The sequence below is a fragment of the Sphingobacterium zeae genome (genome assembly GCF_030818895.1).
Lineage (GTDB): Bacteria > Bacteroidota > Bacteroidia > Sphingobacteriales > Sphingobacteriaceae > Sphingobacterium > Sphingobacterium zeae.
This window is the reverse complement of the sequence record NZ_JAUTBA010000001.1, coordinates 2,698,886-2,713,760: the sequence shown is the minus strand read 5'-3', so window position 1 is coordinate 2,713,760 and position 14,875 is coordinate 2,698,886. Positions and strand designations below refer to the sequence as shown.

14 protein-coding genes and 1 pseudogene are annotated in these 14,875 nt (G+C 35.6%); 9 read left to right on the top strand and 6 right to left on the bottom strand.

Going from position 1 to position 14,875, the window contains the following annotated elements; genetic code table 11:
* Positions 1–110: 110 nt before the first annotated feature.
* A pseudogene (locus tag QE382_RS23660) lies at positions 111–359 on the bottom strand (TspO-related membrane protein); the annotation flags it as partial.
* 157 nt (positions 360–516) lie between these two features.
* On the opposite strand from QE382_RS23660, the gene QE382_RS11320 reads away from it, so the two are divergent.
* Positions 517–723, top strand: a complete 207-nt coding sequence (locus tag QE382_RS11320; protein WP_307185986.1) for a DUF4304 domain-containing protein — start codon at positions 517–519, stop codon at positions 721–723.
* Between the two features lie 16 nt (positions 724–739).
* Positions 740–985, top strand: coding sequence for a hypothetical protein (locus QE382_RS11315; protein ID WP_307185985.1), 246 nt, complete (start codon positions 740–742; stop codon positions 983–985).
* 731 nt (positions 986–1,716) lie between these two features.
* On the opposite strand, the gene QE382_RS11310 is transcribed toward QE382_RS11315, so the two are convergent.
* Positions 1,717–2,184 carry a hypothetical protein gene (locus tag QE382_RS11310; protein WP_307185984.1) on the bottom strand — a complete coding sequence of 156 codons (468 nt, stop codon included), beginning with the start codon at positions 2,182–2,184 and terminating at the stop codon, positions 1,717–1,719.
* Between the two features lie 356 nt (positions 2,185–2,540).
* Between QE382_RS11310 and QE382_RS11305 the strand changes: the two genes are divergently transcribed.
* The 3 genes from QE382_RS11305 (at position 2,541) to QE382_RS11295 (ending at position 6,337) form a co-directional block, all read left to right on the top strand.
* The gene (locus QE382_RS11305) at positions 2,541–4,631 is read left to right on the top strand and encodes a S8 family peptidase (protein WP_307185983.1); all 2,091 of its coding nucleotides are present in this window, start codon (positions 2,541–2,543) and stop codon (positions 4,629–4,631) included.
* A gap of 270 nt (positions 4,632–4,901) precedes the next feature.
* Positions 4,902–5,339 carry a hypothetical protein gene (locus tag QE382_RS11300; protein WP_307185982.1) on the top strand — a complete coding sequence of 146 codons (438 nt, stop codon included), beginning with the start codon at positions 4,902–4,904 and terminating at the stop codon, positions 5,337–5,339.
* Positions 5,339–6,337, top strand: coding sequence for a hypothetical protein (locus QE382_RS11295; protein ID WP_307185981.1), 999 nt, complete (start codon positions 5,339–5,341; stop codon positions 6,335–6,337). The genes QE382_RS11300 and QE382_RS11295 overlap by 1 nt, the downstream gene beginning before the upstream one ends.
* A 24-nt stretch (positions 6,338–6,361) precedes the next feature.
* On the opposite strand, the gene QE382_RS11290 is transcribed toward QE382_RS11295, so the two are convergent.
* The 3 genes from QE382_RS11290 to QE382_RS11280 all read right to left on the bottom strand — a co-directional run bounded on the left by QE382_RS11290 (position 6,362) and on the right by QE382_RS11280 (position 9,425).
* Positions 6,362–6,661, bottom strand: coding sequence for a hypothetical protein (locus QE382_RS11290; protein ID WP_307185980.1), 300 nt, complete (start codon positions 6,659–6,661; stop codon positions 6,362–6,364).
* Between the two features lie 540 nt (positions 6,662–7,201).
* Positions 7,202–8,179, bottom strand: coding sequence for a hypothetical protein (locus tag QE382_RS11285; protein ID WP_307185979.1), 978 nt, complete (start codon positions 8,177–8,179; stop codon positions 7,202–7,204).
* Positions 8,121–9,425 (bottom strand): hypothetical protein, encoded by a 1,305-nt coding sequence (locus QE382_RS11280; RefSeq protein WP_307185978.1) that lies wholly within the window; start codon positions 9,423–9,425, stop codon positions 8,121–8,123. Before QE382_RS11280 ends, QE382_RS11285 begins: the two co-directional genes overlap by 59 nt.
* A gap of 376 nt (positions 9,426–9,801) precedes the next feature.
* Between QE382_RS11280 and QE382_RS11275 the strand changes: the two genes are divergently transcribed.
* Positions 9,802–10,101 (top strand): DUF951 domain-containing protein, encoded by a 300-nt coding sequence (locus tag QE382_RS11275; RefSeq protein WP_307185977.1) that lies wholly within the window; start codon positions 9,802–9,804, stop codon positions 10,099–10,101.
* 1,652 nt (positions 10,102–11,753) lie between these two features.
* Here the strand turns inward: QE382_RS11275 and QE382_RS11270 are convergent.
* Positions 11,754–12,482: a hypothetical protein gene (locus QE382_RS11270; RefSeq protein WP_307185976.1), complete on the bottom strand. Its 729-nt coding sequence runs from the start codon at positions 12,480–12,482 to the stop codon at positions 11,754–11,756.
* A gap of 444 nt (positions 12,483–12,926) precedes the next feature.
* Between QE382_RS11270 and QE382_RS11265 the strand changes: the two genes are divergently transcribed.
* The 3 genes from QE382_RS11265 to QE382_RS11255 are packed head-to-tail and all read left to right on the top strand — an operon-like array spanning position 12,927 to position 14,229.
* Complete coding sequence (locus tag QE382_RS11265) at positions 12,927–13,166, top strand: hypothetical protein (RefSeq protein WP_307185975.1); 240 nt, start codon at positions 12,927–12,929, stop codon at positions 13,164–13,166.
* Positions 13,163–13,510, top strand: coding sequence for a hypothetical protein (locus QE382_RS11260; RefSeq protein WP_307185974.1), 348 nt, complete (start codon positions 13,163–13,165; stop codon positions 13,508–13,510). The genes QE382_RS11265 and QE382_RS11260 overlap by 4 nt, the downstream gene beginning before the upstream one ends.
* A gap of 47 nt (positions 13,511–13,557) precedes the next feature.
* Positions 13,558–14,229 (top strand): hypothetical protein, encoded by a 672-nt coding sequence (locus QE382_RS11255; protein WP_307185973.1) that lies wholly within the window; start codon positions 13,558–13,560, stop codon positions 14,227–14,229.
* Positions 14,230–14,875 lie beyond the last annotated feature (646 nt).

Below are 14,875 nucleotides of genomic sequence, written 5' to 3'. Positions count from 1 at the left end.
TCAATACAAAAGATCGTCATAGTGTAGCTTCCATTGTAATGTTTTATAACTGTTGTCACAATATGAACAAGCAAAATTTTAGAAAACGTCGGTAAATTTCAGTGAAAAGATCAAGAGTAAGCAACCTTCTCCTTTCTAAATCGAATATAATATGTAACCACGTTTAGAAAGATAATAACAGCCGCGATAATAGCGGATAAGAAAACAAGGTTATTGTTTTTTGTATTTGCGACTGCAATAGCCATTAAAGCCCAAACTGCTACCAGGCCGAATGTTGGCATATTGCGTCTCCAAATCATAAGCAAATGGATTAATAACGCTACTGTAAACATAGAAATCGTCCAAACCGTATCCGATAATCCAAAACCAGTTTGTGACTTGAAACGCTTATATTACTTTAATAACATAATAGATATGTAAATTACGGAGGATGCTAAGGTGGGTTTGAAGACTTACCATTTTTGAAGCCTTCCGCTTTTCAAAAATTGAATAATTATAATGGTAACACAGTGATTTATGAGAACAGAAACCCAAGAAAAATTTGACAGAATCATAAAAGAAAGCTTTATTGAAATCTTAAAACCGCTTGGTTTTAAAAAGAAGGCCAAAAAAAACTTTTATCTGCCGCTTGAGAAAATTGGTCACATCATTAATATTCAAAAAAGTATATATAGTACCAAAGATGATATCCGTTTCACCGTAAACAACGACGACAGATGCTGACGAACTAGTTGCTGAAATGAAATATAATATTTTAGGCTTTATTTTACCGTTCTTTGAAAAGTTAAACACAGTACAAAAGCTTATCAACGAACTGGAAGCTTCTGAAACCTTACTACACACCGCCGCTAAAATGACGTTTTTCGCAGAGATAAAGCTCCTGGATAAAGCCAGAGTCGAATACAGGAAAATATCAAATGAAAATTATAATCGACATCAACTAGCGAGGCTCAAAGAATATGCAGAAAAGCACGGTTTAATTTAATAAAATAGATTTTTTAATTGGCATTTTATACAGCGATTAAGACAAGCGAAGAATTAGATCATATAGGGAACTCCTTTGAAGAAAATATGAAATTTCCAACCAGTAATTGCATATTTGACCAAGGGAGTAATGTTGGCATGCTTAACGTAGCTAATTTATTCAACAATTTTAAGAAGGTAAAAATTTAAAAAAAGCCTCCCTTATAACCGTTAAGGGAGGCTTTTTTGGCTAGATGTCCGCTTGAGCTAGATGTTAACCGGCTTTGGGCATTCATCTAGTGTAAAGATCGCGAGATTAGTTGAGATAATTGTTGTTCATTCCTTATAAAATGTTGTTCAAAAATTCCTTCCTAATATTAATTCCATTCCAAAAGGCTATTTCACTTCATCAAATATTATTATCTGTCTTAAGAAAATTCCAGATCAACCCACTCGTCGACATGACAACCGTCTTTTATCAAAAAGCTTATCTATTATAACCCACACCTGATCTGTCAACGTAAAATATTTTTGGTGCTTAGATCATCTATTGTTAGAAATCCGGTAACAGAAAACTTTTTGACAGCTAGTACTTCATTCTCAACATCAAGGAATAATTTTTTTTAAAAACCAAACAGGATTCGATATTGTATTAATAGTACTTTTCAAAAATAGGTAGTAATTTAGGTAGTAATTGGTAAACCTTGAGATCCTCCCAGACTCAAGGTTTTTTTATTCCTTTTATATCCTTTTTCATCTAATATCATCCTTTATCCACTTTAATTCCCCGCGCTGGATCATGGCAATATACTTTTGCACGTGATCATCGGTCAATAAGCAATTGTCGTCAAGGTGGTAATTGAACTGCTTAGTGAAGCTGTAATATTGAATACTTCCTACATAAGCATTATTAAGATAAATATGCCAAAGGCTGTATTCCTTGGCCCGAACTTCCACTACCTGCCGTTTTCCATTGTGATAAAACAACTCAGGCACATCCGTATCAAAGCGAAGTATAAGCGCGTCAATGCACGCTTCCTTGATGTCATCGGCAAGTACACCGTATGCCAATTGCCACACGCCCTGAAATTTCCTGAAAACATAAAAAGCAAGACCGTTTTTGTTATAGAGATGATAGTCTTTCATGCCCATGCTTTTATCATGCACGGTAATTTGAGCGTGCATTACCCGATTTCGGCAAAAGATCTCTAGTGGTTTCATTTTACAATATTACTAATAATATTAGTAATATTGTATATGGTAAAGATATTTAGGGTTCAAATTTTTTATATGCTTACATCTATTAACTTTCAAGATTTACAAATTGCAGGGCTAAGGTATTTGTTTGGATGTAGGGTTATTTATGGGAAAGCGTAGTTTTTAATAAACTATGGATTGGCAAATAGACACTTTTGGGTAGTATTTAGAAACATTAAGAGCAAGTAATTAAAACTTTAACTAAATTAAATTTACTGATATACTGCTCAATTAAATTTGACAGATATAATAACCGCCAATTAAAATCAACTGATTACGGCTGATAAAAATTAAACAAGCTATTTAACTGTAATAAACATATGAAAAGAATCCTCCTATTTCTATTACTAGCTACCCTAATAGGTTGCCAGAAAACAATCTTTAATGAGACTATTGACCATGCTAAACAAGACGAGCAATTGATCAAAGCAGGATCATACTTTTGGTCCAACGGACAAAAGATTGCACTATCGCCTGATAGTAGTGTTTACCTCCTACAGCTTGCGCCAAGCGCAAATGTCTCAAAAGTTGCCAAAGCGGGGGGCAAAAAAGTCTCGGTACTCTCGACATCAAGAATTTTGATCAGTAAGACGGATCTCGATGCTGATAATGTAATTTCCAAAGTTGAAAAATCGCATATTATAGCCAAAATTCCATCTTTCAAAGTGCAGGAGATTCCTTTTAAGCCGAATGGAAAAATAGTGTTCAAACCTAAATCTGATGCTGAATTGCCTAAAATCAAGCAATTGATCGGTGATCAGGTTAATATTAGTGATACAGTCAACTATGAGGTGTACACTGCAGAAGTATCCAATATTGAAAATATACTCACAGTGGCAAACAAATTATATGAATCTGGACTGGTAGAATTTAGTCATCCGGATTTCATTTCTCAACTGATCAAAACTTCTAATGATCCTTTTTACACCTATCAGTATTACCTCAACCAGACAAATAATATTGATATCAACGCACCCGAAGCCTGGGCATTATTGGGTACTACAACCTCTCCGGTAAAAGTTGCTGTAATCGATGATGGAGTCGAAGCACACGAGGAACTTACAGGTAGATTACTATCAGGGTACACTCCTAAATCACCTTCAGGTTATGGCGCCCCCACTGCTGGATCTGCACACGGACAAGCAGTAGCGGGCATTGTGGCGGCAAAACGCGACAATAATATTGGAATAGCGGGCATTGCTGACTTTGCTCAGATAATTCCTGTAAATATATTTTATGGGGGTGAATCTGATTCTGATATAGCTAACGCAATCAATTGGGCATGGGATCAAGGCGGAGCCGATATTCTCCAAAATTCGTGGTCTGCTAGAAATACAGTAATAGTTGATGTTATAAAAAATGCTGTAAACAATGCCTATACGAATGGACGGAATGGAAAGGGATGTGTAGTTGTTTTTAGTTCAGGGAATTATCATCCTGACGGAAGTTCGGCGGTCAAGTTTAATGGTGTGGCATTCCCTGCAAACTTGCCCAATGTAATAGCAGTCGGTGCAGTAGCTAGAGATGGGGCAATAGCGCTATATAGTTCAAGAGGACCGGAAATTGACCTTGTTGCACCTTCTGGACAAAATGGTATTGGAGATGTATGGACTATTGACAGGATGGGTGCACCTGGTTATTCTAGTGGAAACTATACTTCTTCCTTTTCTGGAACTTCTGCTGCTGCACCAGAGGTAAGTGGAGTGGCGGCGTTGGTGTTGGCTAAATTTCCAAATCTCACTGCGGCTGAGGTAAAGAACGTTTTGATACAAAGCGCAACCGACATGGGAGCCATAGGATTTGATAATACGTTCGGATATGGACGGGTTAACGCTTCCGCGGCATTATTGTCCGGGCCTTCGGTAATAGAAGGGCCTTCTCAGATATGTAATGAGGGTGTTTATACTATTTTTAATCCTGGATCGATAACTCTTGAAAATGCGAACGGTATTGCAACATTAACTGCTCTAGGGAATAATCAGTGGAAAGTGACACGAGTCGGTAGTGCTAGCGGAATAATCGCTTTGAGATCAAATTTAAATGGTATATTTTTTGAAAAGACAGTGACTATTGGAGGCTCCATTAATATTGGCTTTGAAAACTTAAACCATCTGCAAGCATATGATGATGAAACATTTAAAGTCCTTGCTGGCAATGGAAGTTATACTTATCAGGGTAATTTGACACTTTTTAACTCCGGTTCATCAGGCCAGTCTACTTATTCTTGGTCGTTATTTTCCAAATCTTCTGGAAATCCACAAGTACTCTGGACTTCTAATGGAAATTATTTGCAAGTTTTCTCCAAAGGTGCCGGTGGATGGCTAATTTTAAAATGCGTAGTGACTAACGGATGCAATGTAGAGACTAGATATTATAGGTTTTATTTTGGAATTGAGCCAGTATTGCCTTAGTCAAAGACTATAAGATTGAACATAAAGAAAGAGCGCAGTCTAAAAATCTGGGCTCTTTTTCGCTAAATTGGATAACTATTCTAATATAGCCAAAACTTGATTTACAAATAATTTTCCCTCCGTTGATACATCAACCGTAATATTCTTTAATATCTTTCTTCCCTCGGTAATCATAGGAGGAAATTTTAGCAGATATGGAGCTAAATTAAAATCTCTTTCACAAGCATCACGAAGTTTAAATAAAAAGGCTTCACTTATCTAAGGATCAAAATGAATAGTTTTATCTCCAAAGAATATACTGGTTATATTGTTACTAGTGCGAAGGGGGCTAAATCTATGTTTTTTACTATTCCTCACTCTACACTTTTGGGTAGTTATTGTCCATCAACGACACTTTCCGTCTCAAATTTATTTATCTTAATGGCTAAATTATATTACCAAGTGAAAAGATATTTAGTATTTGTTGCGCTGCTAGGGCTAGGCTTTGGCGCGTGTAAGAAAGAGCAGGCTGCTGAGCCTGAGAAGCCAATAGTTGAAACTATCAAAATTGCAGGTCACTATTATCCAAAAGATTCGACTGTTACAGTATTTGCCAAATATTCTGGCTTGGCAAAAGAAGATCTAAAATTCCTTCAAGATGAGGAAGTCTTCATTTATAAGGATTTTTTAAAAGTATTGCCATCGGATTATCTAACACTGAAAAAATAATGAAGAGAATAATATTATCTGCCATCTATCTTTTTGTTTCAATTTTAACGTTTGCTCAAACCAATCCTGTTAAAGTAGCGGATTTCTTTGCCGACTTCGAAATCAAACCGTACAACGGAAATGTTATGGATACCGTGTATAATACAGGTGTTAATGTTACCTTGCCAGTTTTTGTACGGTTTAAACTAAAGGGAGCTTATGGAAGTGGAAATTTTTTTATGGTTCCCCAGCGAAGTTACGCAAGTATAATGTACGAGCATGCAAATGGATTCGATTTTAATCCTTTACCTATTAGTATCGACCTTAGTAAAAATGAGTGGAGACCGATGACCGGAAGTATGTATTCTCCTTATGTAAAGGTTGATCTTACTTTATATAAAGAATATCTAAAATCAGGAAAATTAAAGACTTATTATATGTCGGAATACGATGCAGTGAACAGAGGTTGGCAAAATCGACTCGAAACCAATTATAAGCGGAATATCACTGTTGTTCAAGTTCCTAATTTTATAGGCCCATCTCAAATATGTGACGCAGCTACCTATACAATTGAAAGACCTGATGTGGTAACCCTTGAAAACGCTTCAGGAGTTGCAACTTTAACGGCTCTAGGAAATAATCAATGGAAAGTGACTAATATTGGTGGTGCTGGAGTCGCAAAAACAATAAAGTTGAGATCCGCATCGCAAGGTAAAACTTTTGATAAGGATATTATTATTGGTGGAGGTTATGCGACTGCAGTTGAAGGTCCATCTAATGGACATGGCGGAGAAATGTTTGAATTTACTATGGAGTATATTGGCCAAGGGACTATTAAATGGAAATGTAATTCAAATCTGGTTGATATGTCTTTTGGAGATACCGGCCCTAATCTATTGATCGGAACAGCTGAACTTCTACATAACCAGAAAAATAAACAGGTTCTAATAGAAGGTATTTTTACGAGCAGTTGCGGAGTAGTAACACAAATAAACAAGACATTAACATTAAACCCTTAATGATCAAAAGCCTAGACCAAAAATCTAGGCTTTTACTATTGGATCAACCCAATATAAATTATGATCTGTCAATGTGAGTACATCACTAAGAGAAACTTGACATTCGATAATATCTTCTAATCCAACGCCAAGGACATACTTCAGGGCTTCAGCGGACTCGACTGATCCCTCCAATATTGTTCCTTCATCAAGCACATATAAATCAGATGTAATCATGTTTACCCTGTGCTTAACAATCCACTCCCTAAACTGATCTTTGGACATTAGCACAACTCTTTCTCCCGAACCCTCGGCTTGTCTTATCTCTTTGTCAGCATCAGCCATTGTACAGATAGAAACGGTGCGAAGAGCCTAGTGAGAACATTAGTATAGGAGGATCAACTGCGAGAGAAGACCAAAGTATCTGCCTTGATCCGCACACCATTGGGATATAAAACCTCAACTTCACAATTTTCGCCGGCATTGTCGATCGTTATAAGGCCTACGCTGGACGAGCCGTTTTCTCTGCTGCGTGAAAACCATTATCAAAACGTCGCTTCATTGATCCATTTTCCTCGCAGTATCGCTTCTTGCTCATACCACTCTGGAGCTAGTCGGAGATCATCGAAAGCATATGTGCTCTTTTTTCTTCTTTGTTCATGCAGCTAAGCTCGCGAAAATAACTCAACTATAGAATATGTACTTGGTCGGGCGGATACAGAGCAAATTCATAGCTATTTTTAAGTAGCAAAGTTAGAGGCAACATCTTTGCGGAATGAAATATTACATTTGAAACTAAGATTGATAATATCGTCTTTATAATCAATAAAAATAAAACCCCACTCACTTGAAACTTAGAGGAATTGGTGAGTGAGATTTTATTTATTATTTAAAATCATCACCCATCATAACCTTTTCCTCTTTAATATTATTCAAGAAGTCCATATATTTTATTGGCAATTTTTTTCTATTGAAATAAAAATAGAAGTCGAATGAACCGCCAATAATTCCCTTTCCGGGTGTATATAGGAAACGATCAATGCCCCGCTCTAATTCGTAATTATGAGAGTGCTCGTACCAATCTGTAAATGTCCAAAACTGATATCCAATTTCACCCGTTTTCAAATTAATCTTTTTTGACAGGTATTCTCGCCTGTCCCTAAGCCTGTCAAAAGATATAATTCTGTAAGGAGATTCACCTATGCCATATAATGGAAATTCGCTATACGGATACCTGTCCATATATATCTTTTCCACCTCTTTTATTGAAATCTCATGTAAATCAGTGTTTATGGTGCCAAACGGATTTGTAAATATTTCTGCTCGGTTCCTTATCGCATAGAACTGTAACAAACAAGTTGTTGGTACGTAAAATTTGCCCTTTCTGTTTACAATAATTTTATATTCATTTAGAAATTTTGTCTTATTACCATATTTATTAAAGAATAATGAATATGTATGTGATTCAAATAAATTGTTTAAGGTACCAAATTTGATTATAGACTTTTGAATAGAATCCAATGCTATTTCTTTCCAGGTTTCCTTGCCTTCCAGATCAGGGAGAACCGAAAATAGGATCAGATTTTGATCATAACCTTTTTTGAATGCTTTCTTATCTAAAGCATATCCATCATACAATATATTGAAGCATTCCACCTTTGCATCAATTCCATATAACTCCTTGGCAGACATGGTAACTTGATGAACTTTATAATTCTTGGAAGTATCCTCTAAAAGAAAATACTTTGTCTGTGCCTGAGTTTTATCAAGGCATATTAGTAGCAGTATGAAAAGAAACAAAAGCTTAATTGCATTTTGTCCCTGAAGTTCCTTTTTTATGTGCATAATTGACTGATAATTCAACTGAATTTAAATCTTTAATAACTCCACCTTTTGCAAGAGCCATTGCATCGTAATCGCTTATATTTGGGTTAAAACTTTTTATTGCCTTTTTTAAATCCTCAAGCAAAGTACCATAGGCTGAATGTTCCAATACAAATCTTGTCTGATTCCCAATCTCAGTGGGCATTATGCCTGGATAAAGAATTCCAAACTGTTCTAGCGTTCCATTCTCTTTTAAGCGGAACCGTTCATTATGTAAGAACGCATGTAAAGCTTCATGGAACATTGTCGCAGCGATATATTCTTGGGAAGCATTTAACAGCATATTTCCATTTAATATAATTTCTTGTGTGGAACCTGACTCATTGGATGCGTAATGTTCACCATCAACTGTTTCGCTGAGCGTTTTACTAGTGCTGAATGTTATGTTAAACTGATCTGTATTTGCAAATGTCTTTCCCAACCACTCAGATATTTTATTCTGCAAATTAGGTAATTTTACCAATATAGCTTGTGCACAAGGATATCCCTGCAGCGAATCTATGATTTCTTTATCAGCATCGTCATCATCTTTATCGGGAGGAATAATAGGAGGAGTACTACCACCACCTCCACCATGATTACCGCCACCACTATTTCCACCTCCGCCATAATGACCTGTGCTTCCGCCTCCGTCATTACAGTTGCCAATAGTCTCATAATGAGTTGTACATGACTCATATGGCCCTCCTATTCCTGCACAAACTTGAAATGGTACAGTTTGACAAGGAATATTAGGGTTATTCATTGCTTTCTTACCATATGCAGTCATTCTAAGGTTAACCTTATAGGTAATGGGACTAAAAAGCTTATCTTCGATATATCCTTCATAACTCAATGCTCCCGTTTGCCAATCTTCATAGATAAACAAACCCGAACCTCTACTGTTTTGGATATCATTAGGTAACACGATCAATTTAGTAAAACTCCATACATCCCCCTGTTTATTTGCCTTTAGCCAAATTTTATCTACCAAAGAATATTTTACACTATCAGGCGTAAAGGAGTATATTCTTTTATCTGTATTTAAAGGAATATAGTAACTGCCTTCAAATTCGATGCGATCTTGCCATCTTGGTAAATAGTTAATATCTCTTTTAATAGAACTCTGTCTCGCCTTATCAAACGCAACGATAATTTCGTCATCAGATGTACCTTCATAAGTTTCGGTGTGCTTACAGGAGAAAAACAAAATTAGTAAAGTGAACACCTTTAAAAATTTATACATAATCTTAAGTGGTTAAATCTATATTATGGTTAGTTACGAAATAAATACAATTTTTCAATAAAGTACTTATAATTGAATATAGTATTTATTTCTTTTATGATTAAAAAAAATAAAAATACTACACAATTGTGTATGAATAAGACTTATGTATTAAATGCAGGCGTTGGTGTTGGCTAAATTTCCAAATCTCACTGCTGCTTAGGTAAATAACCTTTTGATACAAAACGCAACTGACATGGGGCCAATGGGCTTCGACAATACTTTCTGATATGGCCGAGTTAACGCATCAGCGGCATTATTGTCTGGGCCTTCGGTATTGGATGGACCGGCTACGGTATATACCGAGGGTGTTTATAGTATCTTTAATCCAGGATCGATGACTCTTGAAAATGCAAGCGGTGTTGCAACATTAACTGCTCTAGGAAATAATCAATGGAAAGTGACACGAGTCGGTAGTGCTAGCGGAATAATTAAAATAAGGTCTAGTTCGAATGGTAAAATCTATGAGAAAGGAATTAATACGGGAGCCTATAATGACATTATTAATTTAGCAGCTAACACGCTTACGGGTGGTATAAATAATGGTTTATCTGCATCAATAAATGAGAATGGTAGTACATTTTTCTGGAAGGTAACAGGTGGAATTATTGTTTTAGGACAAGGAACAAAAATGTAGTCTTGAGACCTACTGCTAACCATAATTCAAATGGCGCCACCAATAACTTCAATGTTAAACTGACCTATACGAACAGATGTGATACCTCATACATATCTAATAATTATTGGATACCAGCCAGTAATGGTGAAGGGTAGGATCCTGGTGAGACAATTGAATAATTAAAATTGATAAAAAACTGATTTTAAAATCATAATTAATGGAAATACCTTGATTTTGTACTAGCCAAAAGAGAACAATATTTACAGCTAGTGTTTATCAAGGTATTTCACTATTTTGATCTGAGCACTGATGTATATTTGAAATTAAGAGTTCAAACGTCCATTTCCAATTTTCAGATATCCATCAAATTACATACATTGAATCTGAAATAGGCGAGTCTTAATTAAACAATATATTATCAGAAACATATTTGACAGGCAAAGATTATTGCTTCACCAAGTAATGCCCTCCATCTCCAGCAAATAATGAATTACGATCATAATTAAAACGACAAAGAACTTAAACTATGACCTACGGCTTTTCCGCAGACAAAACTGACAGATTAAAATTTCTCGAGAAGACAATAGCTTTTGGACCGATGATCAAATGCAAAAGTACATCGCCATGATGAAAAGTGAGGAATTAAAATGGATAAAGAATGAAATTCGATAATTTTGCAATCGATGGTGAACCACAGGTTTGAGAGATAACCCATTAGTGGGTGGTAAAGCGTTCGTCGATATTTGGCGATAATGTTCTAGAAACTGGAGGTAGCTATATGATTGTGACACCAGAGTAACATATTGCTGATAATGATATAGAAAGGTAAAGCAGGGATAATTACGTGCCTTGTTGCACCACACTTTTGTGTAGAACTCACAGCTCAACCACACCCCTTTTCTCAATTTTACTTATCTTGCCAACTAATTATATTCCCATAGGGAAAAGATATTTAGTACTTATTGCACAACAAATGTTTGTGTGTGTGTGTGATATTATAGAGTCATTAAGCCTAAAATTAATTAATAACATAAACAATAATCAGCATGAAGAGTAAATTATTACTATTCCCCTCTTTATTAGCAATCTTAATAAGTTGTTCGAAAAGGGTAAACAATCCTTTTATTCCTGAGGAGAAAAACCAGTTGGACAGTATTTATCAAGCTCCTAAAGACATTGTTAAGTACTTTATAACAAATATATCACAACCAAGGGATGGCGGGTTTGTATTGGGGTAACAAGTATTTTTAGCATACCGTTTACATCCTCACTTGCGCTAGGTATAACAAAATCACTTACTCCCTCATTTACACCATAACCTACACCCTCACCAATTCCAAGCCTAGGAAACTCTAGCAAACGATGATCACCGTCCTTCTTCTAAATAGGATATGCTAGACCATAAGCCTACCAGTCTTTAACCATCCTTTTTGCTCCACTACCTAGCATTTCAATAAGATCATGTATGAGGCACATATGGGCAATATCTCTATTGCCTTAGATAGAGGAATAAACTATGAATCTTAGTTTTGCTTGCGGCAATTATTGCAATGGGAATATTTTACTACAAAAATTGCAAACAACCATTATTTAAGTAAAACATACAGAAATTTAAAAAATAAACATGCCTTTGGGTAGTGGCATGTTTATTTTTTTAAAATTATAATGTACTAAAGTAAATTGGTATAAGTGCCTTGGAAATCGAAACCATATTGTTTCCATCTTAATGGTAATTTCAATGTCCCTTTAGCATATGATACAACATATCTGTAACCATAACTGGGATATAATACTCCTCCTCCACTATTAAATAAATTATAGGTAAATGCATTGCTTAAAGCGAGATGGAAAATAGTTTTTCCATTTTGATCTTGTATTGTAGTTCCAAGTAATGGATCATGAAGTTTTTTGATTGCTTTATCCGCATCTTCATAGAGTGTTAGAAAAAGGTCAATACTGTCTTGAGTAGATAAAGTTATTGGTGAAGACAGATTTTGTGATATTGTAACTCCTACAGCATCTGCTATTAAATCTTGAAAGGTCCCCTCAGTCATAAAATGCGCTGTATTTGTGCTATTTGTAGATAAAGGAGGTCCTAACGGTTTCTGACCCTTGGTTTTTGATGGAAATACAAACTTACTTGTATTCACTGGAACATTTGCGATACATGCCCTTAAAGCATCACCGTCAGTGTAGTTATTTTGTATACAATCCCCTAACCCGCCTAAAGAAAGTTCGTAACCAGGATCATCATTAGGATCCAAAGGATCTGTCGGAGGGTGTGTTATTCCTGCTTTCAGATTTAGGTCTAAGGGAGACTCTAAATTCCCAGATGTTTTTTTACATGAAGTGAAACCTAGTCCCACTATCATAAATAATAGAGCAATTCTTTTCATCATTAATTTAAATCACACCAATATACATTATTTATTCTGAATTAACATGTTTTCATATATTAACTTTCAAGATTATTATGATTTTTGGGATCAAGTTATTAGTCTGAAAGAATGGTGGGTTACGGGAAACCTTACCTGAATTAATTGTTAGCAGATATAGTTTTAAGTTAATTTTTCTCCAACAAGCATCACGACGTTTAAATAAGTAGGTTGCACCTATCAAAGGATCAAAATGAATAATATTATCGCCAAACCAGGTTATATTGGTTACATTGGCACAAGTGCAAAGGATGTATATCTATGGCTTTACTATTCCTCACTCTACACTTTTGGGTAGTAATTCTCCATTAATGACACTTTCCATCGCATATTTATTTATCTTAATGGCTAAATTATATTACCCAATGAAAAGATATTTAATATTTATTGCGTTGCTAGGGCTAGGCTTTGGCGCGTGTAAAGAAGGAAGAATCGACCAAACCTAAAGATGATATCATCCCAATTGACGGAGAAGATTTCGAAAAAGAATTCGTTTATAGGGCAACATCAAAAATACTGAATGTACCGAAAGACAGTATTTACTACAGTGCTGCGACATATACCCTGAATATAGATTATCTTGAATTAAAAATTGATTTGAAAGTATTTGCGCAAGATTTGAGAACGGCTAGAGCAGAAAAGTTATGAAATTAGTTAAAATTTTAAGTGTCATTGCTCTACTAATTCTAAGTAAATTCGCTACTGCCCAACTTATCAATTTAGAAACTGTGATGTATCCATTTGCACCAAAAAAAAATGGTGAAATTCTGCTAAATTATAATCAACCTACAACGATTTACGCAACTTTTACTGTATCAAGGGCACTATCAGCTACAACGAATCTTTGGCCAGACTTACCAATCAAAGCTGAAATTGGTTTGTACCTTTTAAACTCTTCCGGTCCGAATACACAGATTAGTGTTATAAACGTCTCAAATTCTGACTGGTATGGGCCACAGTATGCGGCTTCTAAAGTCGTTAAAAAAAAATAGTCATTCCAGCAGGTGCAGTCACCCTGGCGAATCCAAATACAAGTATTTTGGCAAGATGGAGATTTTACAAAGAGGGATATCCAAGCCCATATAATATCAATGGATGGACTGATTGGATAGATAAAATGTATACCCCTGTAAAATTAAATCCTAATCAAATACCAGGATCAACATTCAATGGACCAGCTTCTATTTGCGATGAGGGTAACTATACAATTTCTAATCCTTATACTGTTAGTTTAGAAAATGCGTCAGGGATTGAGACATTAACATCTTTGGGAAATAACCAGTGGAAAGTGACTAGGATAGGTACAGCGAATGGCGTTGTTAGGTTGAGATCAATAAAAAACGGTAAAATTTTCGATAAAGAAATAATAATCGGCGGATCTGTAGCAACTGGATTCGACAACTTAATTAATATACAGGCATTTGATCATGAATATTTTAAGGTGCTACCTGGAACTGGAAATCTTAAATATTCTGGCAGCATGACTATTACAAATCTAAATTCAACTGGATACACAGATTATAGCTGGTCATTAGTTTCTAAATCCCCAGGCAATCCAATCGTATCTTGGAGTGGTGCAGGTCCTAATTTATCAGTTAGCTCCAAAGGTTCAGGAGGATGGGTTAATTTAAAATGTGAAATAACCAATGGTTGTGCCCAAGAAACACGGTATTATAAAATTTACGTTGGAATAGATCCAGTAATGCCATAATTGAAAATATTAATCTAAAAGCCTAGACTAAGAATCTAGGCTTTTACAATTGTATCAACCCAATACATCTTATGATCCGTCAATGTGATGATATCAATAGAAAAAACTCGACATTCTATAATATCTTCCAATCTATCGCCGATAAGAAATTGAAGATCTCCTGAAGAAACTACCAAGGCCCTCATAGGAAGTATTCAGCATTTCACCTTCACCAAGCAATTCAAATTACCACATTGAAGACAATAGCTTGTTGACCGATGATCAAACGCAAAAGTACATCGACATGATCAAACGTGAGAAATAAAAGTGGATGAAGGATGATATTGGATAATTTTGCGATCAATGGTGAACCACAGGTTTGATAGATAACTCCATTAATGGGCGGTAAAGCGGTTCATCGATATTTACGACGATAATGTTCTAGAAACTGGCGGTAGCTATATTATTTTGACACCAAAGCAACATATTGCTGATAATGATACAGAAAGGTAAAGCCGTGATGATTTCAGGCCTTGTTGCACCACACTTTTGTGTAGAACTCACAGCTCAACCACACACCTTTTCTCAATTTTACTTATCTTACCAACTAATTATATTACCATAGTGAAAAGATATCTAGTATTTATTGCACAACAAATGTGTGTGT

Excerpts from the sequence above, each read along its gene's own strand:
- QE382_RS11320 (WP_307185986.1), top strand. The coding sequence starts at position 517 with ATGAGAACAGAAACCCAAGAAAAATTTGACAGAATCATAAAAGAAAGC.
- QE382_RS11315 (WP_307185985.1), top strand. The coding sequence starts at position 740 with ATGAAATATAATATTTTAGGCTTTATTTTACCGTTCTTTGAAAAGTTA.
- QE382_RS11310 (WP_307185984.1), bottom strand. The coding sequence starts at position 2,184 with ATGAAACCACTAGAGATCTTTTGCCGAAATCGGGTAATGCACGCTCAA.
- QE382_RS11305 (WP_307185983.1), top strand. The coding sequence starts at position 2,541 with ATGAAAAGAATCCTCCTATTTCTATTACTAGCTACCCTAATAGGTTGC.
- QE382_RS11300 (WP_307185982.1), top strand. The coding sequence starts at position 4,902 with ATGAATAGTTTTATCTCCAAAGAATATACTGGTTATATTGTTACTAGT.
- QE382_RS11295 (WP_307185981.1), top strand. The coding sequence starts at position 5,339 with ATGAAGAGAATAATATTATCTGCCATCTATCTTTTTGTTTCAATTTTA.
- QE382_RS11290 (WP_307185980.1), bottom strand. The coding sequence starts at position 6,661 with ATGGCTGATGCTGACAAAGAGATAAGACAAGCCGAGGGTTCGGGAGAA.
- QE382_RS11280 (WP_307185978.1), bottom strand. The coding sequence starts at position 9,425 with ATGTATAAATTTTTAAAGGTGTTCACTTTACTAATTTTGTTTTTCTCC.
- QE382_RS11275 (WP_307185977.1), top strand. The coding sequence starts at position 9,802 with ATGACTCTTGAAAATGCAAGCGGTGTTGCAACATTAACTGCTCTAGGA.
- QE382_RS11270 (WP_307185976.1), bottom strand. The coding sequence starts at position 12,482 with ATGATGAAAAGAATTGCTCTATTATTTATGATAGTGGGACTAGGTTTC.
- QE382_RS11260 (WP_307185974.1), top strand. The coding sequence starts at position 13,163 with ATGAAATTAGTTAAAATTTTAAGTGTCATTGCTCTACTAATTCTAAGT.